Consider the following 24,090-nt stretch of genomic DNA (forward strand, 5'->3'; position numbering starts at 1 on the left):
ATTACATATAGGTGTTTAGGTGTCTGCACAATTTTCAGAACGAAGCTGTTTGGTCCCAAGTGGTGTTCGTTTCATGCGATTTTGCACTTATTCCTATATCTTCTCTGCTTTCTGTTTGTTTACCTTGGAATTGAAGTTGAAGTATCTTCTTGATCATCGGTCACGGTTTATTTTTGGCCTATTGCTTCTTCTTATCCCGTTTACCGTTTGCGCTGATAAAGACGTTTCTCGATACCAGCAACTAAATACCCACTTTCACCAAACACTGTCTACGCATGAAACACGGCTAGAATCAAAATTTCATTCCGTACTCGCGGTTGCTGAAACGGATGAAGAGAGGGCCTGGCTGGTCTACCGATGGGTTACTTATCATTTCAAGCATGACGCGGGCTTGGCCAGCAGGATTGGAGATCCGTCACAACATTCACTTGAGAAACTTCACAGGCTTGCGGGCGGTAGTTGTGCGGTTTATGCCGATGTGACTCATCGTTTGATGCAAATGGCGGGCCTTGAGGTAAAGACAATTTATGGTTTTGTGAAAGGTGGTCCTGCAACATCGCACCGCAATGGCAAACCTGTCAATCATGTGTGGAATGCAGTCAAAGTCGATGGTGTTTGGAAGGTAGTCGATTCCACTTGGGGGGCTGGTTTTGTGGGTCGACAAGGGTTTCAATCGCTACACAGTGATCTGTTTTTTCTTCTTCCGCCAGAAAAAGCGGTGTTAAGTCATTATGACGGCGCTGATGAATTGGGTTACCAGCGGGCATTTGCCGTTAACCAGTCGTTGTTTGCCAAATTGCCCGACGATGCCTTGTATGCAGCTGCGATGGGGGTGGATCCAAAATTAATAGTCGATGCTGTGCGAAGGGAGCCCCGTTTTAATCTGGTGTCGACCTTTGATTTACCTCCAGATGCTTTGCGAGTGATGTCGGCGCCCGTAAGTGGTGTGCTTGAACGCAGGGAACACCGTTTTGTTCTCGAGTCTGCAGTTTTTGAAGAATTGATGATTGTTCAGGGAAAGTCATGGAGACCACTGAAGAAAAGTGGCAAGGTTCATTCCCTGATTCTTGTTCCGAGTCAGGGAGAGTTGCTGGTCATGGGGCGACGTCCAAAGCAACATGAGTTTGAGGCTTTGTTGGGTTATCGAGTCAAGTGATTCAAGTGCCTTCGAGAAAGGCGTGCGTTATTGCCAGCCATGCTTTAACACCAAGCGGAAGTATTTTGTCATTGAAGTCATAGCTTGGGTTGTGCAGCGTGCAGGGCCCAATGCCATGTCCGTGAGTGCGATGACCTCCATCGCCATTGCCTATCCAAAGATATGCCCCAGGTTTGTGTTGAAGCATGAATGCAAAGTCTTCCGCGCCCATGGTCGGAGGAAGGTTGGCGTGAACTGCAGTTACTTCAGGCACTCGCTTCAAGGCATTCTTTGCCAGTTCGGCCATTTCCGCCGAATTGATGGTGGGCGGGTACTTGCGTTCAAACTCCATTTCAGCAGTTGCACCGAAGGCCGCGCAGAGCTCGGTGCTGAGCTTGCTCATTTGCTGTTCAATCAAATCCAGCGTTTCAATGCTGAAGGTACGAACAGTGCCCTGCAATATCGCATGGTCGGGTATCACATTGATTGCTTCCCCCGCCTGAATCTGGGTGACAGACAATACGGCTGGCTCCACAGGCTTGCAGCTTCTGCTGACAATGGTTTGGAAAGCGAGGATCAGTTGTGCAGCGATAACCACTGGGTCTATACCGAGGTCTGGCATCGCAGCATGCGCGCCTTTGGCCAGAATTTTTACTGAAAATTCATTGCTCGATGCCATGACCGCACCGGTGTGTGCAGCAAACTCGCCCTCTCGCAGACCGGGCCAGTTGTGCATGGCAAACACCGCATCAACTGGGTAGCGCTGAAACAGGCCGTCGTCAATCATGCGTTGGGCACCGGCTCCGCCTTCTTCTGCAGGCTGGAAAATAAGGGCAACACTGCCTTTGAAGTTGGGGTTTTCTGCGATTTCCTGCGCGGCTCCCAGCAGCATGGCCACATGGCCATCGTGACCGCAAGCATGCATTTTCCCGGGATGGCGGGAGGCGTGCGGAAACTGGTTGCGCTCCTGAATGGGTAATGCGTCCATGTCGGCGCGAAGGCCGATCATTTTGCCTGATCCTAGTCTGCCTTGAATAAAGCCCACCACCCCAGTTTGTCCTATGCCGGTTTCCACTGTGTATCCAAGTTCAGCAAGCCGCTTGGCGACGATATCAGCGGTACGGTTTTCTTCGTAACGCAATTCAGGGTGGGCGTGGATGTCTCGACGGGTATTGACCCAGGATTCAATTTTGCTCGGATTCACAACAAACTTCGCTGGTTGGTACAAGCATTAAGAATCGCAGGTTTTGCTCACTGTGGCAATCGCTGTGCTTTACTATGAATATTCTTTATGCAAGGTAGGGCAGGAATGATTCGGCGCAGTATGTTGTCGGGCTTGTGGTTGGTGAGCGCTTTTCTATTGAATGCTTGCAGCACGGGTTCTTATTTTTGGCAGGCCACCACGGGTCACCTGCGTGTTCTTGGGGCTGCAGAGAACATTGATGAAGTGTTGTTGCGTCCCGATCTTTCGGGGAAGTTGCGCACTCAATTGCAATATGTCCAGGAAATACGGGAGTTTTCTGTGGTGCAACTGGGGCTTCCTGACAATCGGAGTTATCGCACTTATGCTGACTTGAATCGCGCCTATGCGGTGTGGAATGTGGTCGCTTCCCAGCCAGACAGTTTGACTTTGGAAACCTGGTGTTTCCCTTTAATCGGTTGTATTTCTTACAAGGGCTTTTATTCGGAGTCTCGCGCAGTGGCCCTGGCGGATGACCTTCGTAAACAGGGCTTGGATGTGGCGGTGCTGGGTGTGCCTGCGTACTCCACCTTGGGTTTTACGCCCGACCCGGTTTTGAATACGTTTGTGAATTATCCGGCAGGTGAATTGGCCAGGCTGGTTTTTCATGAGCTAGCGCACCAGGTGGTTTACATTGCCGACGACACCATGTTCAACGAGAGCTTTGCGACGGCTATTGAGGAATTGGGGGTGATTGCCTGGCTTGCCCAACCTGGGCGGGAGGTGCTGAAGGCGCAGTATGATCTATTCGATTCACGCAGAAATGCCTTCCGGCTTATGTTGGCGCGTGCTCGCGATGATTTGGAACGGATTTATGAGAACAGCAATAGGCTGGACATGCGGCAGGTGTTGAGATTGAAAGAGCAGCGTTTCGAGCAGTTGCTGGTTGACTACGATGCATTAAAGGAGTCTTGGGGCGGATGGACCGGTTATGACCGGTTTATGGCTGAGGATTTGAATAATGCAAAGTTGGGTGTGTCTGGCCTGTACACTCAGTATGTGCCTGCATTCAAGGCTTTGCATAAACTCTGCGGTCAAAGCTTTCAACGTTTTTATGCAGCCACCGAAATGTTGGGTGAATTCTCCCGAGAACAGCGTGAAATACTGCTGGCCGAGTTGCAGCGCGCCGAGCCTTTGTCTTTTGGCTTTAAATGTTTATGAAAGCAGGCAGTGGCCGTTTTTCAACACAGGTCTGCCATCCTCGAACACCAAAAAGGATTGCGGCTCGAAGGGTGTCCATACCTCGTCGTTCGTGAGCGCCGAGGTTGCAATTACCGCAACCCGATCGTTCTGTGTGGTTACGGCACCAAAGTCGACTTGAATGTCGCAATCAACCAAATGCGCGGCTTTGAACGGATGAGCGCGAACGATGTACTCCAGCTTGGTGGAGCAATGCGTGTACATGGCCTGCCCGTTGGAGAGCAGCATGTTGAAGGTGCCGTGTTGAGCGATTTTCGAACACACAGGGCGAAGCACTTCATCGACTTCAGCGACGCTGGGGCGATTGCTTGCAGTACGGTAGCCAAACTCATTTTTCAGGGTTTGTAGCAATAGGCAGAATGCGAGTTCGCTGTCAGTTTCTCCGATGGGTAAAAAGTCGCCTTGAAGGTGTGGATTGAAATCTTTCAGATCGCCGTTGTGAGCAAAAACCCAGGCTTGTCCCCAAAGTTCCCGAATGAATGGATGGCAGTTTTGAAGTTTGACCTGCCCTACTGTGGCTTTGCGGATATGGGATATCACGTTGTAGGAGCGGATGGGGTAGTTCCGGATTAATTCCGCCACTGGAGAATCAGAGGCGGGGCGGTGATCGATGAAACATCTTGCCGCGGAGCCTTCAAAAAATGCGATACCCCAGCCGTCGGCATGTTCATCGGTCAGGCCGCCTCGTTTGGCAAACCCTTCAAATGAAAATTGGATGTCGGTTGGCGTGTTGCAGTTCATGCCGAGCAATTGACACATGGTTTAATTGGTAAATTGTTGATTAATTGATTTTTATTTTAAGAGACTTTTCATGTCTGAGAAGGATGATTTTTACAAAGACCTTTTAACTGAGGTTTTTGACGTGGGTGTTTTGGCTGCCCAGCCCGAGCAAGCATTGAAGGAAGCTTGGCACGAGCAAATCATGCCTTGGTTGAGCCAGTTGGCCCCGGAGCGCGAGCGCGTGTGGGTTTTTGGTGCAGGCAAGGCGGCGGCATCCATGGCCAAAGCCCTGGAGGGTGTAGCTGGATCTTCAGAAAAACTGCAAGGGTTTGTTGTAACCCGGCGCGGACATGAGGTGAAGACTTCAACCATTGAGGTGGTTCAGGCTGCGCACCCAGTGCCGGATGAAGATGGACAGCGTGCTGCGCGCAGACTACACAAGGCCGTTTCGGAAGTGCCTTCCAGTGATGCTGTAATCGCGCTTGTATCGGGCGGCGGTTCAAGTTTGCTCAGCGTGCCTGTGCGCGATATTCCCTTCGTTGATTTGCAGCAGTTGAACCGTGCTTTGTTGACATGTGGTGCACCGATCGACGAGATGAATATTGTACGCAAGCATGTGACGCAAACGTTGGGGGGGCAGTTGGCGCAAGTTTGTCGTGCGCCGGTGTTTCAGTTGTTGATATCGGATGTACCGGGAGATGATCCCTCCTCAATTGCTTCAGGCCCATTTAGTCCGGATGAGAGTACTTTTCACGACGCCATGGAGGTAATCAAGCGTTGGGCGGTGCAAGTGCCACACTCAATTGCCAGGTATCTCGAGAAAGGGATAAAGGGTGCGGTGCCTGATACACCCAAGCGGAGTTCGCTGGTTTTTCGCAAAGTGAAAACCCATTTGCTGGCCAGCAATTTGAAGTCGTTGAATGCTGTAACCCAACACCTTGAGGTCAAGGGATACAAGGTTCTGAACCTTGGTGACACTTTGGAGGGTGAGGCACGAGATGTGGCGCAGGTGCATGCAGCTATTGCCAGACAAGCAGCCATGGGACAAGGGGGCTGGCCTGCTGCTCCGTTGGCGATTATCAGTGGCGGTGAATGTACTGTAACCCTCAATGACACGCAGTTGAGGCAAGCGCGGGGTGGGCGAAATTCCGAATTTTTGTTGGCTTTGGCTTTTTACCTTCGGGATTTGAGCGCACCTGTTGAGGTTGCAGCAATTGCGGCAGACACGGACGGGATTGACGGTATTGGCGGGCATGCCGGCGCTTTGATGTTGCCCGGCGACAGGCAGCGCTGCAAGGTGGCCAAGCTTGCGCCTCAGTTGCACTTGGATCAACACACCAGTTACGACTACTTTAAACGCCTGGATCGATTGTTGATGACGGGGCCCACGATGACCAATGTGAATGACCTGAGGATTATTCTGATCGGCAAGCCCTGAGAAAGTTCGGGCAATCTGCGTGAGGTAAAATACAGGTCGTTCCAAACTTTATCTGGCCCTCATGATTCAGACCATTCAAATTGCTCCGCCCGATGATTGGCATTTGCACCTTCGCGACGGTGAGGCGCTAGAACATGTTATTGCAGCGACGGCATTGAATTTCAGACGTGCGATTGTGATGCCCAATTTGAAGCCGCCTGTGACCACGGTTGATCAAGCCGTGGCTTATCGTCAGCGTATTCTGGATTCCGTAGAGAAAGCTTGTAGCACGGGCGATTATTCCGCGGAGGAACAGGCCGTCATGCGTTTGTTTGAACCCCTGATGGTGCTTTATCTGACCGGTGCGACCAGCCCGCAGGAAATTGAGAAAGCGGCCAACAGTGGTGTAGTGCGAGCAGTGAAGTTGTACCCAGCTGGCGCGACCACAAATTCTGAAGCTGGTGTTTCCGATTTGCTGGGCCAGTGTGGTGCCGTGTTGCAGGCCATGGAGCTTCATGGTTTGCCTTTGCTAGTACATGGTGAAGTGACGGATGCGGATGTGGATGTGTTTGATCGCGAAGCCGCATTTGTAGAAACAGTGATGAAGCCTCTGCGCCGGCAGTTTCCGAATCTGCGTGTGGTGTTTGAGCACATCACCACCGAGCAGGCAGCTAACTTTGTGACAGAAAATTCTGGCCGTGATGCGCAGGGCAGGTTGCTGCTTGCGGCGACCATTACACCTCAGCATTTGCTTTACAACCGCAACGCTTTGTTCAAGGGTGGGTTACAGCCCCATTGGTATTGCCTGCCAGTGTTGAAGCGCGAGGTGCATCGCAAGGCACTGTTGAAAGCGGCAACCAGTGGTTTGCCGCAGTTTTTCCTGGGCACAGACAGTGCTCCGCACGCCAGGCATTTGAAAGAAATGTCATGTGGTTGTGCTGGTTGCTATTCAGCACCCTATGCGATGGCCATGTACGCTGAAGCTTTTGAGCAGATGGGGGCATTGGATAGCGTTGAGCTGTTTGAAAAGTTTTGCAGTTTGAATGGTCCCGCATTTTACGGTTTGCCTGTTAACGAAGGCGTGTTCGAGCTACAGCGCAAATCTTTTGAAGTGCCGCAACGGCTGCCTTTTGTGACCGAAAGTGGGATTGTTCCTTTGAGGGCAGGAGAGGTGCTGGATTGGACTGTTACCCGTCTTCGGTGAGCGGTGGTGGCAGACTCAGCAGGTAGCCCTTGGCTATGGCCCTATGGTGAAAACCGTGCCCGTTTTGATTCTCGACTTGATCATGAGGGCGCTGTTTCCCGTCGTTTGAATGATCTGCGTGGTGAGCTGGTTGGGGCCACCCCCGCTTTTTTGCATTCAACCGAAAATTTGGGGGCGCTCGAATACGAGCGCCTTGTGCAAACTGGCCAGATCCCGACACGAGATATTTCCCACGATTGGTACAACGGCCAAGTTTGGTTGGCCTTTCCCAAAGTGAAGCAACTGATCAATGCGCTTCATGTACAGGACGCCTGTTGCTCTGCGGGCCAAACAGGGGGTTTATCTGGCAACGGTCGAAGTCGATTGCGCGATGCCCTGACTTTGTTTGATGAAAGCGGTGCGCTTTTTTTGACCACGGAGTGGTCGCTATGCACGGCCTTGTTACAGCACGACTGGAAAACCTTGCTGCTTGATCAGCGAGAAAGCTGGAGTACCCGTGCCAGGGTTTTATTGTTGGGGCACGGTTTGCTCGATAGCATGAGCAAAGCTCACAAAGGTTTGTGTGCAAAGGTGGTGCCCGTGCAGGTACCTTCCCTTAACATGGAATTGCCTGAGTTGCAGCGATTGATGTTGTTGGTGGTTGAACAACTTCGCGCCCCCGGTAACTTAAGCCCCCTGCCGGTGATGGGGGTTCCTGGCTGGTTTCGCGATTCTGAGCAACCTGGCTTTTATGAAGACTCTGCTGTTTTTCGCGCGAAGCCAACACGTCGGGTTTCTTCACCCGATGAAAGATTGGCTTTTGTTTGGGATGGGTCTACACTTGCTCTCGGAAAGTGCGTCGGACAATCGCTGCCTGAATTTCAGGGGGAGGAAAGTCCGGACTCCAGTGAGCACGGTGCTGGTTAACCACCAGGCGCTATAAGGTTTTGGCAACAAAACTCAAGGCGACGGAAAGTGCAACAGAAAACACACCGCCGATGGAAAGGCAACTTTCACAGGCAAGGGCGAACCGGAGGTGTAAGAGACCCCCGCAGGCTTGGCAACAAGGCTGGCTAGGTAAACCCCACTTGGAGCAACACCAAATAGGCGCGCAGGCGCTTTAAGCGCCAACGGCGCTCCCCGAGCGCGCGGGTAGGTGGCTTGAGCTGAAGAGTAATTTTCAGCCTAGAGGAATGATTGTCACTTTGGCTGCAAAGCCATTGAACAGAATCCGGCTTACAGGCGCGCTTTCTACTCCCCCTCATCAAGATTTAATCCCACGGCTTTTTCTTAAGACATTACTTTCAGTGTTGTCTTTATGCTCTTATTTTTTCAGTCATTTTTTCTTGATTAAATTCTTCAAAGTACTTCTAAGTCCTTGGTTGTAAAGCGTTTTCTCGAGAGAACTGCTTGACCACCCATTTCATAATGCGTAAAGTGGTGATTCGTGGGGATTTGTGTGACTTTGTGGGAATTTAATTCGCGTGTATCAAGGCAGTTCTTCCTTATCCATGGATGCAAAAGGGCGCATGAATGTGCCACAGAAGCATCGTGATGCGCTGCAAATGCAGTGCGAGGGAGCCTTGACGCTTACAAAACACCCAAACGGTTGTTTGTTGATGTTTCCGCGCCCTGTTTGGGAGCAGCATCGAGAAAAAATTGCCGCTTGGCCCATGTCTGCCCGCCCTTGGCAGCGTATTTTCCTTGGCTTTGCAACAGATGTTGAAATCGATTCTGCTGGTCGAATTCTGGTGTCTCCAGAATTGCGGGAAGCAGCTTCGTTGAGCAAGGAAGTGATGTTGTTGGGCATGGGTAGTCATTTTGAAATCTGGGACTCCACGCTGTTGAAGGTGGAAGAGGAAAAGGCAATTGCTGCGGGCATGCCTGAATCACTGAACGAATTTAGTTTCTGAAAGTGAGTGCCGATGAACACATCCCCGTGCTTCTTCAACCCACGGTTGACGCCCTGTTGCACACGCCCGACGGACTTTATCTGGACTGCACCTTTGGCAGGGGCGGACACAGCCGCGCTTTGCTCGAAAAGCTTTCGGCAAAGGGGCGACTCGTGGCCCTTGATCGCGACCCTCAAGCAGTTCAGGCCATGGGTGAAATCAAAGACTCCCGTTTTCGGGGTGTTCGCAGTGCGTTCGCCGATCTTGAGTCGGCGCTTGATTTGCTGGGTATCGATCAAGTGGATGGCGTGTTGATGGATATCGGCGTCTCTTCACCCCAAATCGATCAGGCTGAGCGGGGATTCAGTTTCCGCCGGGATGGTCCACTGGACATGCGCATGGATCCGCAGGCTGGAGAGTCAGCGGCCGATTTTCTTGCTCGGGCAGAGGCCCGGGAAATCAAAGAGGTGATAAAGAATTATGGGGAAGAACGGTTTGCTGTTCAGATTGCAACAGCGATTGTTGCTCGCCGCGCGGAGCGGCCGATCACTACAACACTCGACCTTGCCCAGATCGTGGCAGGGGCAGTTCGCACGCGGGAGCCGGGCCAGGACCCTGCAACGCGCACCTTTCAGGCTTTACGGATTCACGTCAACCAGGAGCTTGCGCAGCTCGAACAAGGTTTAACTGCGGCCTTCAAAAGATTGAAGGTGGGTGGAAGGCTGGCGGTGATCAGCTTTCATTCACTTGAAGATCGAATTACCAAGCAATTTATTGAGAAGCTGGCGAATCCAAAATCGCAACAGGATGCCCGTTTGCGCAAGCTACCGCTGCCCGAGCCCACGCCGTTGATGAGAAAGCTGGATCGCATCAAGCCGAGCAAAGAAGAGTGTGAGTTGAACCCCCGTTCACGTTCATCCGTGTTGCGCGTGGCTGAGAAGCTGGGCGAGTGGCCGGCTGGTTCTTCGGTAGGGGGGAACGCATGGGGCGCTTGAATATTTTGTTGCTGGCTTTGGTGATTTTTTGCGCCATGTTGGTGGTTGAGCAGCAACACGCTGCGAGAACCTTGTTTGTTGCATTGGGCCAAGAGCAACAGGCTGAGCACCAGATTGAAGTGGCGTTTACCCGTTTGCAATTGCAGCAAGTGGCCTTGGCCAAAGGTGAGCGTGTGGATGAAGTTGCGCGCACCCGACTAGATATGAATCCTCCGGCCCCAGGCTCAGTGGTTTTCATGCAGTTGGAGGGGGGCTTTCAACGTGAGTAAAGCTGTTCGTTTTGGCGGATCAGAATTGTTGGAAATGCGATTGCCAGCCTGGCGATCGCGTTTTGTTTTGGTGTGCATCTTTCTGGCTTTTGGTGGCTTGGTCGCGCGCGCTGCCTACTTACAGGTTATTTCCAATGACTTCTTGCAGGAACAGGGCGCCAAACGCCTGGAGCGTACGCTTCCATTGCAGGCGAGTCGAGGCAGTTTGCTGGATCGCAACATGGTGGTGTTGGCGCAAAGTGTTCAGGCCCAGGCTGTGTGGTATGACGGCCGTCGAATTGTGGATGCCAAAGATGAAGATTTGCGCAAGCTTGCGACCGTGCTTGGTTTAAAGCCCGACCGGATGATTGCCCAGATGCGTAAAGATTCCAAGCGCGCATTTGTTTACCTGGACCGTCAGGTCGATTCCGATGTTGCAGCAAAAGCCAAGGCCTTGAAAATTCCTGGCTTGGGGTTTGTGACCGAGAGCAAGCGCTATTACCCCCAAGGCGAGACCATGGCGCATTTGGTGGGTTTTACCAGCATTGAAGACAAAGGCCAGGAAGGCGTCGAGCTTGCTTTCAATGACCGGCTTACAGGTGAAGACGGCGAACGAAATGTGTTACGCGATCGCCTGGGCAATGTGATTGAAGACATTCGGGAGCTGCGGCCGCCCGTGAATGGACAGGATTTGGTGTTGTCCGTGGATGCAGATGTGCAGTACATCGTGTTGTCGGAGCTGAAGAAAGCGGTTGAGCAGCACAAGGCCAAGGCTGCCGCTGCTGTGGTGCTGGATGCGAAAACGGGTGAATTACTGGCCATGGCCAATATTCCCACCTACGACCCCAATAACAGGGGGCAGTTGCATGGTGAAAAGCTGCGCAACCGAGTGTTCACCGACATGTTCGAGCCTGGTTCAACCTTAAAGCCATTTGGTGTGGCTTTGGCGATGGATCAAGGCAAGGTAAAAGCCAGTACAAAAATTGATACTGGCAACGGGCGTATGTCGATTGGGCCGGCAACCATCAGTGACACAAAGCCGCATGGTGTCATGACTGTTGAGGAAATCATTCAGAAGTCCAGCAACGTGGGGACTTCCAAAATTGTGCTGGAGCTTGAGCGAAAGGATTTGTGGGATTTTTTCAATTTGCTGGGTTTTGGGCAAACTCCCTCGATTGCATTCCCCGGCTCAGTGGCTGGTCGTGTGCGCCCCTGGAATAAATGGCGTCCTATTGAGCAAGCGACCATGTCGTATGGGCATGGTATTTCTGTGTCCCTGATTCAGTTGGCGCAGTCGTACACCATCTTTGCAAACAAAGGTCATTTCGTTCCGGCTTCGTTGATTAAACGGGGGCCGCAGGACCCTGTGGTGTCTCATCGAGTCATTAGTGAGAAGGTCGCCGACAGCATGTTGCATATGCTTGAGTTGGCTTCGGGGCCGGAAGGAACTGCGATCAAGGCACAGGTGCAGGGCTACCGGGTTGCCGGTAAAACCGGCACAGCCCACAAGCAGGAAGGTGGACGTTACGTGAACAAGTACGTTTCTTCTTATGTTGGCCTGGCACCCGTCTCTGATCCACGTGTCATCGTCGCCATTATGGTGGACGAGCCCAAAGGGGGTGTGTACTACGGTGGTTTGGTTGCTGCGCCAGTGTTCTCGACCATTACCAAAAGCGTGTTGACTCGCCTGAATGTTCAGCCCGATGCGATTGAATCGACTGAACAGTTACGCAAGTTTGTTGCTGCACCGAGTGCAGTGGGGAGTCGCTTATGATCAGCGCTTACCTTCATTCGGTGTCAGAGGTGTTGGCAGAACTTCATGAGCGCGGGTTCTACGCCGATTGTTCGGGCTTGGTGACAGATCACCGTCGCTTGACAGGTCCTCGGGATGTGTTTCTTGCCGTGCCTGGTGAAAAGTTTGATCCGCGAAATTTGGCCGATGATTTGTTGATCGAGCAGCGGTGTGGTCTTGTACTGGTCGATTACGACGACCAGCGCGCCTACCAAAGCGCCAGTGTATTGCCCGTACTGCATTTGAAAACCATGTTAGCCGACTTGGCTTTTGGTTATTACGAAACCCCCAGCGATGCGATGACCATTATTGCGGTGACGGGCACCAATGGGAAAACCACTGTAACCCGCTGGTTGGCGCAGGCACTCAATTATCTTGGCAAGAAAGCCGCTGTGATCGGCACTTTGGGTTACGGCAAGCCGGACGAATTGAAGGCACATACCGGTTTAACCACTCCGGATGTGGTCGGTGTTCATCATCTGTTGCATGAATTGCGGCAGGACGGTTTTGAAACAGTGTGTATTGAAGCCTCGTCAATTGGACTTGAGCAACGTCGACTGGCCTGTGTCAGCATCGATGTTGCCCTCTTTACCAATTTGTCTCAGGATCACCTGGACTATCACGGGGACATGGCAGCATATGGCCGTTCCAAAATGATTCTGGCCAGTTGGCCGACTTTGCGGTTGGCGGTGGTCAATGCGGATGATTCTTTCGGCATGGAGTTTTTGGCCAATGTGCAGCGCAGAAATATTGATTGCTCCGCTGTAGGACGCGCTGACAGTGCTGAGTGCCAAATTCTGAGTGTTGTCCATCAAGAAAACGGCCAACGCATTGAATTGAAAATCAACGGTGCCAGCACCCAGATCGACACGCCCATGATTGGCGAATTCAATGCTGACAATATGGCATTGGTGTTTGCGACTTTGATAAGACTTGGGTACGAAGTAAGCGAGGTGAAGAGCGCTTTGGCAGGGGTTACTCCAGCACCTGGACGCATGCAGCTCATTGAAGGCGAACCGGCGGTGGTTGTTGATTACGCGCACACTCCCGATGCCTTGGAAAAGACACTGTTGGCGCTTCGGCCATTTGCCAACAAACGCCAAGGCAAGCTGTGGGTGGTGTTTGGTTGTGGCGGCGATCGGGATCGCAGCAAACGCCCTTTGATGGGAGCTGCCGCAGCAGACAAAGCCGACTTCGTGGTGGTTACCTCAGACAACCCACGCAGTGAAAAACCAGAAAACATTCTGCAAGAGATAGTGGACGGAATCGACAAGGCCCGGCAGGACAAACTTCATGTCGAGGTTGATCGCGTGCGGGCCATTGAATTTGCTGTTGCCAAAGCGAGCGCCAAAGATGTCGTGTTACTGGCTGGCAAGGGGCATGAAAGTACACAGACGATTGGTACACAAGTGATTGCACATTCTGATGCGCAGTGCGCGATGACCGCGCTGGCCAAGAGAGGTGCGCATGCTTGAGTTGAACTGGGCCTTTGAACACGTTGCGACTGCTTTGAGTAAGCAGCTGAAAAAGAGTGCGCCAGAGGTGTCAGGTGCTGTGCGCCTGATTCAAACAGACAGTCGTTTGGTTGAAAAGGGCGATCTGTTCGTATGCCTGATTGGTGAGCGATTTGATGCTCATGATTTTGCAGAGCAGGTGATGCAGTCGGGTGCTGCTGCTTTGGTGACTGACCGCGAACTCGATTTGCCGATTGCCCAGTTTGTGGTGAATGACACTCGTCTTGCCCTGGGGGCCTTGGCCAGTGCATGGCGGCAACAGTTCGATTTGAAGGTGTTAGCCGTAGTGGGCAGCAATGGCAAAACAACCAGCAAGGAAATGTTGGGTAGCATCTGCAAGGCGCAGTGTGGCAACGACCAAGTTCTGGTGACCGCGGGTAACTTGAACAACGACATTGGCGTGCCACAAACATTGTTGAAACTGCGAACTCAGCACCAGATGGCCGTGATTGAGATGGGTATGAATCACCCCGGGGAGATTGATTACCTCGCCGGGTTGGTAAAACCCGATGTGGTGCTGTTAACGAATGCGCAGCGAGAGCACCAAGAGTTCATGAAAACCGTGTTAGCTGTCGCCAAAGAAAACGGCAGTGCATTCGCTCATTTGCCGCCCGATGGTTGTGCGGTATTTCCGGTGAGTGAAGAGTTCGATGATTGTTGGCAAGCGATGTCAACCGGCAAAACCACCTTGCGTTTTGGTTGCGGTGCGGATTTCGATATTTTGCCGGCACGGGGTGATTCCGAACAATCCACTGTGATGCTCAGCGCTTTGGGCAAGCACATTGAATTGCACCCGAATTTTATCGGTGAGCACAACTATGCAAACGCTGCTGGCGCAGCGGCCGCAGCGCACGCGGCAGGCTGCACCCATGAAGCAATTCAAAAGGGTTTGAATGCATTTCAACCGGTGAATGGGCGTTTGCAAGTTACCTTGAATACACCATCAATTTTGTTGATCAATGACAGCTACAACGCAAATCCTGACTCTGTGAATGCTGCAAGCAAAGTGCTCGCTCAGCAGGCCGGCAACACTCTGTTGGTGCTGGGTGATATGGGTGAGGTGGGCAATCAGTCAGATGAATACCATGCGGAGGTCGGTGGGTATGCAAAACAGGTCGGCGTCAAACACCTGTACGCCCTTGGCGACGCAACCAGGCACACCGTATTGGCCTTCGGCGAGGGTGCAATACATTTCAAGAACATCGAAACCTTAATAGAAAACACCATGAATACAACGAAGCAAGGCCGGTGGTCTGTGCTGGTCAAGGGCTCCCGTTTCATGAAAATGGAGCGAGTTGTGCAAGCGCTGGTTCAACATCATTCAGGGGAGGCTAACCATGCTTCTTGAGCTTAGCCAATGGCTTGCGCAAGACATTCGCGCTTTTGGTGTTTTCAATTATTTGACTTTGCGTGCCGTGTTGGCGTGTGCAACTGCGCTGCTGGTCGGGCTGGTGGCGGGGCCGATGGTCATTCGCAAATTGACCCAATATAAAATTGGTCAGTCTGTACGTGATGATGGTCCCCAAACTCACCTGGCCAAAGCCGGTACACCCACCATGGGTGGTGCGTTGGTCTTGATCGGTATTGGCATTTCCACTTTGTTGTGGGCCGATCTCTCTAATCGTTTCGTTTGGGTGGTGATGCTCGTCACCTTCGGTTTCGGCTGGATCGGCTGGGTCGATGATTATCGCAAAGTGGTGTACCGCAACCCCAAAGGCTTACCGGCGAAATGGAAGTATTTTTGGCAAAGCGTGGTGGGTTTGATCTGCGCGTTCTATCTGGCTTTTGCCGTTTCTGCACAAAGTGGTCAGCAGGTGCTGGATATTTTTGTGGCCTGGGTTGAAAGTGGTTTTTCAATGCACCTTCCCAACAATGCAGACCTGATCGTGCCCTTTTTCAAGTCGATCAGCTACCCCTTGGGGGTTTGGGGTTTTATCGCTCTGACTTACTTTGTGATCGTGGGTACCAGTAACGCGGTGAACTTGACCGATGGCCTGGATGGCTTGGCGATTATGCCCACAGTGATGGTGGCATCCGCCCTGGCGATTTTTGCCTACGTGGCCGGCAATGCGGTGTACTCCAAATATTTGTTGCTGCCATATATTCCGGGCGCGGGTGAGTTGGCTGTTTTCCTCGCAGCCATCGCTGGTGCTGGTTTGGCTTTCCTCTGGTTCAACGCTTACCCGGCACAGGTGTTCATGGGTGATGTAGGGGCGCTTGCTTTGGGGGGTGCGCTGGGTACGGTTGCTGTGATTGTTCGCCAAGAAGTGGTGTTGTTCATCATGGGTGGCGTGTTTGTGGCGGAGACCCTCTCGGTCATGATTCAAGTGCTCTATTTCAAGTACAGCGGTGGGAAACGGGTTTTCCGAATGGCGCCGCTACACCATCACTATGAGTTAAGTGGCTGGAAGGAAACCCAGGTAGTGGTTCGGTTCTGGATCATCACCATGATTCTGGTGTTGATTGGTTTGTCTACGCTGAAGTTGCGTTGAAATGACTTTCAAATTGAGTTGAAACGAATGAATTTGCTTCTTAATCAATCGGTTTTGCAAGTCGGACTCGGTGAGTCTGGCTTGGCTTGCGCGCGCTGGGCGCTTGCGCAAGGCGCCCGGTTGACTGTGATTGACACGCGCGAAACGCCACCAGGATTGCAAGAGTTGCAATCCATTCAACCCGATGTGCGCGTGTTCAATTCGGTAGGCGATTTGAATTGGGACTTCAACCGTGTGGTGGTATCACCCGGGTTGCCGCCCTCTCATCCTCTGATGGTCGCGGTGCTTGCACACGCTGCGGAACATTCCACCTCCGTTGATTCTGAACTTGACCTGTTTGCCGATGCACTCCAGGCCTTGCAGCAAAGTAGAAACTACAAACCGCAAGTGGTAGGTATTACCGGAACCAACGGGAAAACCACCACAACTCGAATGGTGGAATGCCTCGCGCAGTTCGCCGGGAAAAAGGCTGTTGCAGCAGGCAACATCAGCCCGGCTGCTCTGGATGCTTTGCGTGAGCAATTGGAAGTGGATGATTTACCCGATGTTTGGGTGCTTGAGTTGTCGAGTTTCCAGTTGCACTGGACCAAGCGCTTGAAGTTTGATGCATCGACCGTGCTCAACATCACGCAAGATCATCTGGATTGGCACCCGGACATGCGGGAGTACGCCGAAGACAAGTTCCGAATCTTTTCGGAGAATGGCGTGTGTGTGCTGAACCGGGATGATGAACTCGTGGCCAAGGTCAATTTGCCTGCTGGAGCCGAGGTGATCACCTTTGGCACAAGTGCACCTGTTCATGCCAATGACTTTGGCTTGATTCGGGAAGGCGGTATGTTGTGGTTGGCTCAATTGGTTGGAGACCAGGAGGTGCTGACATCCACTCGCCGCAAAAAGCTGGAGGAATCAGAACCCAGCCAAAAGTTGTTGATGCCGACCGAGGCTTTGCAAGTAGTGGGCTTGCACAATGCGAGCAATGCGTTGGCTGCTTTGGCCTTGTGCCAAGGCCTGGGTATGCCAATGGCCAAGTTGTTGCATGGGTTGCGCAGCTACCAAGGCGAGCCTCACCGGGTACAGCACGTTGTACAAATTGATGGTGTCGATTATTTCGATGACAGCAAGGGCACCAATGTCGGAGCCACCGTAGCGGCATTGAACGGTTTGGCCAAGCCCACCGTGTTGATCGCAGGCGGAGACGGAAAGGGGCAGGACTTCTCGCCCTTGATTCAGCCTGTATCGAATTACTGCAAGCATGTGGTGTTGATTGGGAAAGACGCTGACAACATCATGAGCGCTCTCGCAAGCGTGCAGGTTCCTTGTGAAAAAGCCGCTTCCTTGGAACTGGCTGTCCAGATGGCTGCGAGCAAAGCCCGAGAGGGTGACTGTGTGTTGCTGAGCCCTGCATGCGCAAGCCTAGACATGTTCAGGAATTATGTGCATCGAGCTGAGGTATTTGTGGATGCCGTTCGAGCCATTGCGGCCGACAGGGGGCAACCATGCTAGGTAATTGGGGCAAGAAAGATCAGAGCAGCATGCAGTTCAAGAGCCTTATCCCCGCCACTGCAGCGGGTGGTGGTTTGTCATCCTCCATGTACAAAGTCAACCGTGGACCTGCGGTGTCTCAGGCCATTGACCAAGGCCTGATTTGGGCTGTGTTGGCGCTGCTGTTCCTTGGGCTTGTGATGGTGTATTCCGCCACTGTGGCTTTGCCTGATTCCAACAAGTATGCCAACTATCAAACCACGCACTTTTTGGTTCGGCACGCGGTATCCATTGCAGTGGCATTTGTGGCGGCTTTCTGTGTTTTCCAGATTCCAATGAAAACCTGGCAAGAGTTGGCGCCATTGGTATTTTTGTGTTGCATCGCTTTGCTGGTCTTGGTGCTGATTCCTGGAATTGGCAAAGAGGTAAATGGTGCTCGCCGATGGCTCTCGCTGTATGTACTGAATATTCAGCCATCTGAATTGATGAAGGTCTGCGCGATCATTTACGCAGCCGATTACACCGTGCGCAAGCAAGCCTATATGCAGCGTTTTGGGAAGGTGTTGTTTCCCATGTTCATGGCCATGTTCCTGGTGGGCATGCTGCTTTTGCTGGAGCCTGACATGGGGGCATTCATCGTGATTGTCACGGTGGTGTTCGGAATCCTGTTTTTGGGTGGCATCAATGCCCGGGTGTTTTTTGGTGTGTTGTTCGCGCTGAGCGCGGCATTCGCCCTGTTAATCGCCTTCAGTGATTACCGCCGGGCCCGTTTGTTGGCGTATCTCGATCCGTGGGAAGGCGACAACGCTTTGAACAAAGCCTATCAGTTGTCACATTCCTTGATCGCATTTGGTCGAGGTGAAGTACTGGGCGTAGGTTTGGGTGGCAGTGTTGAAAAATTGCATTACCTGCCCGAGGCCCACACTGACTTTCTACTTGCGGTCATTGGAGAAGAGCTTGGCTTTGTGGGTGTGACGGTTGTCATTTTGCTGTTCCTCTACATCGTCAAACGATGCTTTGCAGTAGGTGCCCAAGCCATCGCGCTGGAGCGAACATTCTCCGGTTTGGTGGCCAAGGGGGTGGGTATCTGGATCGCAGTTCAATGCTTCATCAACATGGGCGTGAATTTGGGTGTTCTGCCTACCAAGGGTTTGACTCTGCCTTTGATGAGTTACGGCGGCTCCGCAATCCTCGTGACCTGTGCGGCTTTGGCACTGGTGCTTCGCATTGACCATGAGAACCGAACCATGATGCGGGGAGGTGCTGCATGAGCAAAGCACAGCGATTGGCATTGATTGTTGCTGGTGGTACTGGTGGTCATATTTTCCCGGGATTGAGTGTTGCGTCTGAATTGAAGGCCCGCGGTTGGCAGGTTCAATGGGCGGGTAACCCACAGGCCATGGAAGGCCGATTGGTGCCGGCACATGGCGTTGAAATGAATACCTTGGTGTTCTCAGGCTTTCGCGGCAAGGGCATTGTGCAGCAGGTCTTCATGCCCTTGAAATTGTTGCGTGCATTTTGGACTTCAGTTCAAATTCTTCGCCGCACCAAGCCAGCGGTAGTGTTGGGCATGGGCGGGTATGTGGCATTCCCGTTGGGCATGATGGCTAGCTTGTTGAATATTCCTTTGGTGGTACATGAGCAAAACTCGGTTGCTGGATTGACCAACAAGGTGTTGGCTAAATTGGCAGATCGCAACCTGGTTGCTTTTCCGTATGCTCTGCCCAATTCAAACTGGGTGGGCAACCCCGTGCGTGAAATGATTTACAGCCAGCCAGAGCCCCGCGCACGTTTTCAAGGCCGAAGTGGTCCCTTGAAATTACTGGTACTGGGTGGAAGTTTGGGTGCACAAGCATTGAATGACGTGGTACCCAAAGCCTTGGCAATATTGCCCGCAAATTGCAGGCCTGAGGTGGTGCACCAAGCTGGAGAGAAAAACTTGCCCGCCTTGCGCGACAACTATGAGAAGGCTGGCGCAAGCGCCCAGCAGTTGGCATTTATTGATGATGTTGCAGGTGCCATGGCTGCGGCTGATTTGGTGATTTGCAGGGCCGGGGCAATGACAGTTGCGGAAGTAGCCGCCATTGGTGTTGCAGCGTTGTTTGTTCCTTTCCCACATGCTGTTGACGACCATCAAACCCACAACGCAGGTTTTCTCGTGAAAGAGAATGCGGCCTGGCTGCGTCAGCAACACGAATTGGACGCCACATGGCTGGCCAACTGGTTACAACAAATCAGCCGGGAAACATGCCTCGAACAAGCAGAGCGGGCGAGGGCCTTGGCCAAACCACAAGCCACGCAGGAAGTGGCGAATTACATTGAACAGGTTGCGAAGGTATGAAACACAAAGTCAAACATGTGCACTTTGTAGGGATTGGCGGTTCTGGCATGAGCGGAATCGCCGAAGTATTGATCAACCTTGGTTACAAGGTGAGTGGTTCCGACTTGTCTGATTCCGCCGTGACTCAGCGACTGGCCAAATTGGGTGCCTCCGTGTTTACAGGTCACGAACGGTCAAACATTGCGGGTGCAGATGCAGTGGTCACATCCACAGCAGTGGGCGGCAGCAACCCCGAGGTGTTGGCAGCGCGCGCAGCACGGGTGCCTGTGGTGCCACGCGCTGTCATGCTGGCCGAATTGATGCGTTTGAAGCAGGGCATTGCTGTGGCTGGCACGCACGGCAAAACCACGACTACCAGTTTGGTGGCCAGCATTCTGGCTGAAGGCAAACTCGACCCCACTTTCGTAATTGGCGGGCGTTTGAATTCGGCGGGTGCAAACGCCAAGCTGGGCACTGGCGAATTTATGGTGGTTGAGGCGGATGAATCGGATGCATCGTTTTTGAACCTGATGCCGGTCATTGCAGTGATCACCAATATTGACGCCGACCACATGGAAACCTACGGGCATGACTTTGCACGTTTGAAGCAAGCCTTTGTGGAGTTCACACAGCGCCTGCCTTTCTATGGAGTGGCTGCGGTGTGCGTCGATGATCCCTGTGTGCGCGAGATCATGCCGTTTGTGTCCAAGACGATCGTGACTTACGGTTTGTCGGAACAGGCACAAATTCGCGCGGTGAATGTGCAGGCTTGCCAGGGGCAAATGAAGTTCACGGTGTTGCGTGAAGACGAGGCACCACTGGACATTACCTTGAATTTACCTGGCGACCACAACGTGCGCAATTCACTGGCCGCGATTGCGGTGGCCACGGAAATCGGTGTGTCTGATGAAGCAATTGTTGCCGCCCTTGAAAAATTCAATGGTGTTGGTCGTCGCTTCCAGCATTACGGCGAAGTGGCCGCCAAAGAGGGGGGGCACTTTCTTGTGGTCGATGATTATGGACATCACCCTGTTGAAATGGCTGCTACACTCGCGGCCGCGCGGGGTGCCTACCCGGACAAGCGCTTGGTACTTGCCTTTCAGCCCCACCGTTACACGCGCACTCGCGACTGTTTTGAAGACTTCGTCAAGGTTTTGGGCACACCAGACCTGGTGATTTTGTCAGAAGTATATTCCGCTGGTGAAGCACCGATTGTTGCTGCCGATGGACGCTCGCTAGCCCGCGCTGTGCGTGTAGCCGGGCGCACAGAACCTGTATTTGTAGAAGACATGAATGAGATGGAAAGTACGATTTTGAATATCGCTCGTGACGGCGATTTGGTTATCACCATGGGTGCAGGTTCAATTGGTGCCTTGCCAGGCCGCCTGGTCGCCAGTGCCATGGGAGGTAAGCCATGAGCACACGGATTGACGCAAAAGGCCTGGGCAAAGTGGTGGTGCTGTTCGGCGGTCGTTCTGCTGAACGGGAAGTATCGTTGAAATCAGGCAGCATGGTGCTGGCCGCGTTGCAGCGCAACGGCGTGGATGCGCATGGATTTGATCCCGCCGAACGCAACATGGTTGAGCTGGCCCAAGGCGGTTTCGACCGCGCAGTTATTTCTCTGCATGGCCGCTTCGGCGAAGACGGCACGATTCAAGGTGTGTTGGAGTGGCTTAACATTCCTTACACCGGTAGCGGTGTGACTGCCTCGGCCCTTGCCATGGACAAAATTCTGACCAAAGCGGCGTGGATCAGCCAAGGCCTGGCTACGCCCGATTATGTTCGTCTTGAGCCTGGTTTCAATGTGAATAAAGTGGTGCAACGCTTGGGCCTGCCCCTGATCGTAAAACCCGCCCAGGAAGGTTCAACGCTCGGCTTAACCAAAGTAAAAACAGCAGATCAACTGCAAGCCGCTTTTGAGCTTGCATACAAATACGACCCAAATGTACTGGCAGAAAAGTTTGTCAGCGGGCAAGAGTTGACTGTGCCCGTGATGGGCGAAGGCGCAGGTGCGCATGCGTTGCCGGTGATTCGCATTCAGGCCCCGGATGGCAACTATGACTACCACAACAAATACATCGGCAATGAAACCAAGTACTTCTGCCCGAGCGGTCTGAGCGCCGATTTTGAAGCGGAAGTGCAGGCGCTTTGCGTGAAGGCTTACCAGGTGTTGGGTTGTGCGGGCTGGGGGCGTGCCGATGTGTTGGTGGATGAAAGTGGCAAACCCTGGTTGCTGGAAATGAATACCTCGCCAGGCATGACCGACCATTCGCTGGTGCCCATGAGCGCACGAGCCAGTGGCGTGGAGTACGACGAGTTGGTAATGCAGATTGCCGCCAGTGCGCGGCTGAAAGCATCTGGTTTGAACGTGGGGGGCGCGCGCTAAATGTTGGGAGCCATCTGGAACGACGACAAACTCATGAGCATTATAGCCGGGCTGTTTACAGCGCTGGCTATGGTGCTGCTGGGCTATGCGTGTATTCAGTGGTTGATTCAGCGCCCGGTGTTTGAGCTGAAGCGCGTGGAATTAGTGGGCGATGTAGAGCGTGTGAATTTGATTGGTTTCAAAGCCAATGTGTTGCCAAAAATTGAGGGTACTTTTTTCTCGGCCAATTTGCAGAAAGTACGGGAGCAGGTGGAAGCCCAACCCTGGGTGCGCAAGGCTGTTGTGCAGCGAACCTGGCCCAGTGGCTTGCGCATCCAGATTCAGGGGCACACACCTTTGGCGCTGTGGGGGGAAACACGATTAGTGAACACGTATGGCGAAGTGTTCTCTGCCAACCTGGCTGAGGTGGCAGAAGACCAGCAGTTGGCCGTGTTGAATGGGCCAGCAGGCAGCGAACTGCTTGTTTCCAAAATGTATGTGTCGAGTATTGAAAAACTGAAAACGCTGGGCATGTGGCCCTCGCGCGTGGAGTTGTCAGATCGGTATGCCTGGTCGATTGAAACAGACACTGGCATCACGATTGAACTGGGACGCACACAAGAGAATTTCAGCATTGAACAGAAAATGGATCGACTGCTGGCGGTTTATCCAAAAATTACAAGCCAGGTGATGGCAGCAGTAGAAAGAATAGACTTGCGCTATCCACGGGGTGTTGCAGTAAAGGGCGAGCGTTTGGCGGCGTCAAAGCCTGCCGGGGCTTCAAGCGTGAAATTGAACTGAATATGAAAAATTGAAACTGGGCACCATGAACAAAGAGCCGAAAGATTTGATAGTTGGGCTGGACATTGGCACTGCGAAAGTTGTGGCCATGGTTGCGGAGCTGCTGCCTGACGGCCGCTTCGAAGTCATAGGCGTGGCGCAACACGAATCGCGGGGGTTGAAAAAAGGTGTGGTGGTCAATATTGAAGCCACAGTGCATTCCATTCAGCAGGCCTTGGAAGAGGCGGAGTTGATGGCTGACTGCAAAATTAAAACTGTACTCACAGGCATTGCCGGCAGTCACATTCGCAGCTTCAACTCCTCGGGTATGGTCGCCATTAAAGAGCGTGAAGTGACACAGGCCGATGTGGCCCGTGTGATTGAAACCGCCAAGGCCGTGAACATTCCAACCGACCAGCAAATTCTGCATGTGTTGCCGCAAGAATTTATTGTGGATGGTCAGGAAGATGTGCGTGAACCATTGGGCATGAGCGGTGTGCGTTTGGAAACACGCGTGCACATCGTGACCGGGGCTGTTTCTGCTGCACAGAACATCGTGAAGTGTGTACGCCGGTGTGGTCTTGAAGTGCAGGACCTGATGCTGCAACCACTGGCTTCCAGCATGGCTGTATTGACTGACGATGAAAAAGAATTGGGTGTGGTGCTGATCGACATTGGTGGCGGTACCACTGATATTGCCGTGTTCACTGGCGGCGCAATTCGCCACACTGCGGTCATTCCAATTGCGGGCGATCAAATCACCAACGACATTGCGATGGCTTTGCGCACACCAACGCCCGATGCAGAAGAAATCAAGATTCGCCACGGCGTGGCCAAACAAGTACTGGCCGATCCACACGCAAAAATCGATGTGCCTGGCATTGGTGAGCGCGACCCTAGAACTTTGTCCAAACAAGCCTTGGCCGCTGTCATCGAACCGCGTCTTGAAGAGTTGTTTTTGATGGTGCAGCAAGTATTGCGTGAATCAGGCTACGAAGAGTTGTTGTCCTCAGGTGTTGTGCTGACCGGTGGTACCAGCTTGATGCCTGGTATTGCAGAACTCGGAGAAGACATTTTCATGAAACCTGTGCGTATCGGTGTGCCCGATTACGCGGGTGGTTTGGCTGATATGGTTCGCACGCCGCGTTTTGCAACAGCCATGGGTTTGCTGCACGAAGCACGCGCCCAACATTTGCGTGGCCGCCGCGTGGCCTCACAAGGTGGCGGCTTGAAGCAAACCGTACAGAAAATGAAAGAGTGGTTTTTGGGTAATTTTTAATTGTGGTTTTTTTAATTAGTTTTTTCGGCGATGTTA

The 24,090-nt window shown here is 52.7% G+C and carries 20 protein-coding genes, 1 other RNA gene and 1 pseudogene; 20 read left to right on the forward strand and 2 right to left on the reverse strand.

What is annotated here, in order from left to right; genetic code table 11:
• The first annotated feature begins 19 nt into the window (after positions 1 to 19).
• Positions 20 to 1,156 (forward strand): transglutaminase domain-containing protein, encoded by a 1,137-nt coding sequence (locus tag PY990_RS13385; RefSeq protein WP_275272030.1) that lies wholly within the window; start codon positions 20 to 22, stop codon positions 1,154 to 1,156.
• 1 nt (position 1,157) lies between these two features.
• On the opposite strand, the gene PY990_RS13390 is transcribed toward PY990_RS13385, so the two are convergent.
• Positions 1,158 to 2,339 (reverse strand): M20 aminoacylase family protein, encoded by a 1,182-nt coding sequence (locus PY990_RS13390; protein WP_275272031.1) that lies wholly within the window; start codon positions 2,337 to 2,339, stop codon positions 1,158 to 1,160.
• Positions 2,340 to 2,444: 105 nt separating this feature from the next.
• On the opposite strand from PY990_RS13390, the gene PY990_RS13395 reads away from it, so the two are divergent.
• The gene (locus PY990_RS13395) at positions 2,445 to 3,536 is read left to right on the forward strand and encodes an aminopeptidase (RefSeq protein WP_275272032.1); all 1,092 of its coding nucleotides are present in this window, start codon (positions 2,445 to 2,447) and stop codon (positions 3,534 to 3,536) included.
• Here the strand turns inward: PY990_RS13395 and PY990_RS13400 are convergent.
• Complete coding sequence (locus tag PY990_RS13400; RefSeq protein ID WP_275272033.1) at positions 3,531 to 4,334, reverse strand: class II glutamine amidotransferase; 804 nt, start codon at positions 4,332 to 4,334, stop codon at positions 3,531 to 3,533. The genes PY990_RS13395 and PY990_RS13400 overlap by 6 nt on opposite strands.
• A 52-nt stretch (positions 4,335 to 4,386) precedes the next feature.
• Between PY990_RS13400 and PY990_RS13405 the strand changes: the two genes are divergently transcribed.
• From PY990_RS13405 to ftsA, 18 genes and pseudogenes are all read left to right on the forward strand, one after another.
• Entirely contained in the window at positions 4,387 to 5,733 is a 1,347-nt protein-coding gene (locus tag PY990_RS13405; RefSeq protein WP_275272034.1) for a glycerate kinase type-2 family protein, read from the forward strand.
• Between the two features lie 61 nt (positions 5,734 to 5,794).
• A complete protein-coding gene (pyrC, locus tag PY990_RS13410; protein ID WP_275272035.1) occupies positions 5,795 to 6,916 on the forward strand; it encodes a dihydroorotase in 1,122 nt (373 codons plus the stop codon).
• Between the two features lie 195 nt (positions 6,917 to 7,111).
• A pseudogene (locus tag PY990_RS16365) lies at positions 7,112 to 7,615 on the forward strand (DUF3025 domain-containing protein); the annotation flags it as partial.
• A 131-nt stretch (positions 7,616 to 7,746) separates the two neighbouring features.
• Positions 7,747 to 8,150: RNase P RNA component class A (gene rnpB / locus PY990_RS13415), an RNA gene on the forward strand.
• A 229-nt stretch (positions 8,151 to 8,379) separates the two neighbouring features.
• The gene (mraZ, locus tag PY990_RS13420) at positions 8,380 to 8,808 is read left to right on the forward strand and encodes a division/cell wall cluster transcriptional repressor MraZ (protein ID WP_105027288.1); all 429 of its coding nucleotides are present in this window, start codon (positions 8,380 to 8,382) and stop codon (positions 8,806 to 8,808) included.
• A gap of 2 nt (positions 8,809 to 8,810) precedes the next feature.
• Entirely contained in the window at positions 8,811 to 9,782 is a 972-nt protein-coding gene (gene rsmH, locus PY990_RS13425; RefSeq protein WP_275272036.1) for a 16S rRNA (cytosine(1402)-N(4))-methyltransferase RsmH, read from the forward strand.
• A complete protein-coding gene (gene ftsL, locus PY990_RS13430; protein WP_105027286.1) occupies positions 9,770 to 10,051 on the forward strand; it encodes a cell division protein FtsL in 282 nt (93 codons plus the stop codon). Before rsmH ends, ftsL begins: the two co-directional genes overlap by 13 nt.
• 34 nt (positions 10,052 to 10,085) lie before the next feature.
• A complete protein-coding gene (locus PY990_RS13435) occupies positions 10,086 to 11,804 on the forward strand; it encodes a peptidoglycan D,D-transpeptidase FtsI family protein (RefSeq protein ID WP_275272063.1) in 1,719 nt (572 codons plus the stop codon).
• A complete protein-coding gene (locus tag PY990_RS13440) occupies positions 11,801 to 13,297 on the forward strand; it encodes a UDP-N-acetylmuramoyl-L-alanyl-D-glutamate--2,6-diaminopimelate ligase (RefSeq protein ID WP_275272037.1) in 1,497 nt (498 codons plus the stop codon). The genes PY990_RS13435 and PY990_RS13440 overlap by 4 nt, the downstream gene beginning before the upstream one ends.
• Positions 13,290 to 14,684 carry a UDP-N-acetylmuramoyl-tripeptide--D-alanyl-D-alanine ligase gene (locus tag PY990_RS13445; protein ID WP_275272038.1) on the forward strand — a complete coding sequence of 465 codons (1,395 nt, stop codon included), beginning with the start codon at positions 13,290 to 13,292 and terminating at the stop codon, positions 14,682 to 14,684. The genes PY990_RS13440 and PY990_RS13445 overlap by 8 nt, the downstream gene beginning before the upstream one ends.
• Positions 14,674 to 15,828: a phospho-N-acetylmuramoyl-pentapeptide-transferase gene (gene mraY, locus PY990_RS13450; RefSeq protein WP_275272039.1), complete on the forward strand. Its 1,155-nt coding sequence runs from the start codon at positions 14,674 to 14,676 to the stop codon at positions 15,826 to 15,828. The genes PY990_RS13445 and mraY overlap by 11 nt, the downstream gene beginning before the upstream one ends.
• A 27-nt stretch (positions 15,829 to 15,855) precedes the next feature.
• Complete coding sequence (gene murD, locus PY990_RS13455; RefSeq protein WP_275272040.1) at positions 15,856 to 17,331, forward strand: UDP-N-acetylmuramoyl-L-alanine--D-glutamate ligase; 1,476 nt, start codon at positions 15,856 to 15,858, stop codon at positions 17,329 to 17,331.
• 29 nt (positions 17,332 to 17,360) lie between these two features.
• Positions 17,361 to 18,581 carry a putative lipid II flippase FtsW gene (ftsW, locus tag PY990_RS13460; RefSeq protein WP_371133807.1) on the forward strand — a complete coding sequence of 407 codons (1,221 nt, stop codon included), beginning with the start codon at positions 17,361 to 17,363 and terminating at the stop codon, positions 18,579 to 18,581.
• A complete protein-coding gene (murG, locus tag PY990_RS13465; protein ID WP_275272041.1) occupies positions 18,578 to 19,651 on the forward strand; it encodes an undecaprenyldiphospho-muramoylpentapeptide beta-N-acetylglucosaminyltransferase in 1,074 nt (357 codons plus the stop codon). The genes ftsW and murG overlap by 4 nt, the downstream gene beginning before the upstream one ends.
• Positions 19,648 to 21,048 carry a UDP-N-acetylmuramate--L-alanine ligase gene (murC, locus tag PY990_RS13470; RefSeq protein WP_275272042.1) on the forward strand — a complete coding sequence of 467 codons (1,401 nt, stop codon included), beginning with the start codon at positions 19,648 to 19,650 and terminating at the stop codon, positions 21,046 to 21,048. The genes murG and murC overlap by 4 nt, the downstream gene beginning before the upstream one ends.
• The gene (locus tag PY990_RS13475; protein ID WP_275272043.1) at positions 21,045 to 22,016 is read left to right on the forward strand and encodes a D-alanine--D-alanine ligase; all 972 of its coding nucleotides are present in this window, start codon (positions 21,045 to 21,047) and stop codon (positions 22,014 to 22,016) included. Before murC ends, PY990_RS13475 begins: the two co-directional genes overlap by 4 nt.
• Before the next feature lie 33 nt (positions 22,017 to 22,049).
• Entirely contained in the window at positions 22,050 to 22,796 is a 747-nt protein-coding gene (locus PY990_RS13480) for a cell division protein FtsQ/DivIB (protein WP_275272044.1), read from the forward strand.
• Between the two features lie 25 nt (positions 22,797 to 22,821).
• Positions 22,822 to 24,054: a cell division protein FtsA gene (gene ftsA / locus PY990_RS13485; RefSeq protein WP_275272045.1), complete on the forward strand. Its 1,233-nt coding sequence runs from the start codon at positions 22,822 to 22,824 to the stop codon at positions 24,052 to 24,054.
• Positions 24,055 to 24,090: the final 36 nt, after the last annotated feature.

The sequence above is a fragment of the Limnobacter olei genome, assembly GCF_029087225.1.
GTDB lineage: Bacteria > Pseudomonadota > Gammaproteobacteria > Burkholderiales > Burkholderiaceae_B > Limnobacter > Limnobacter olei.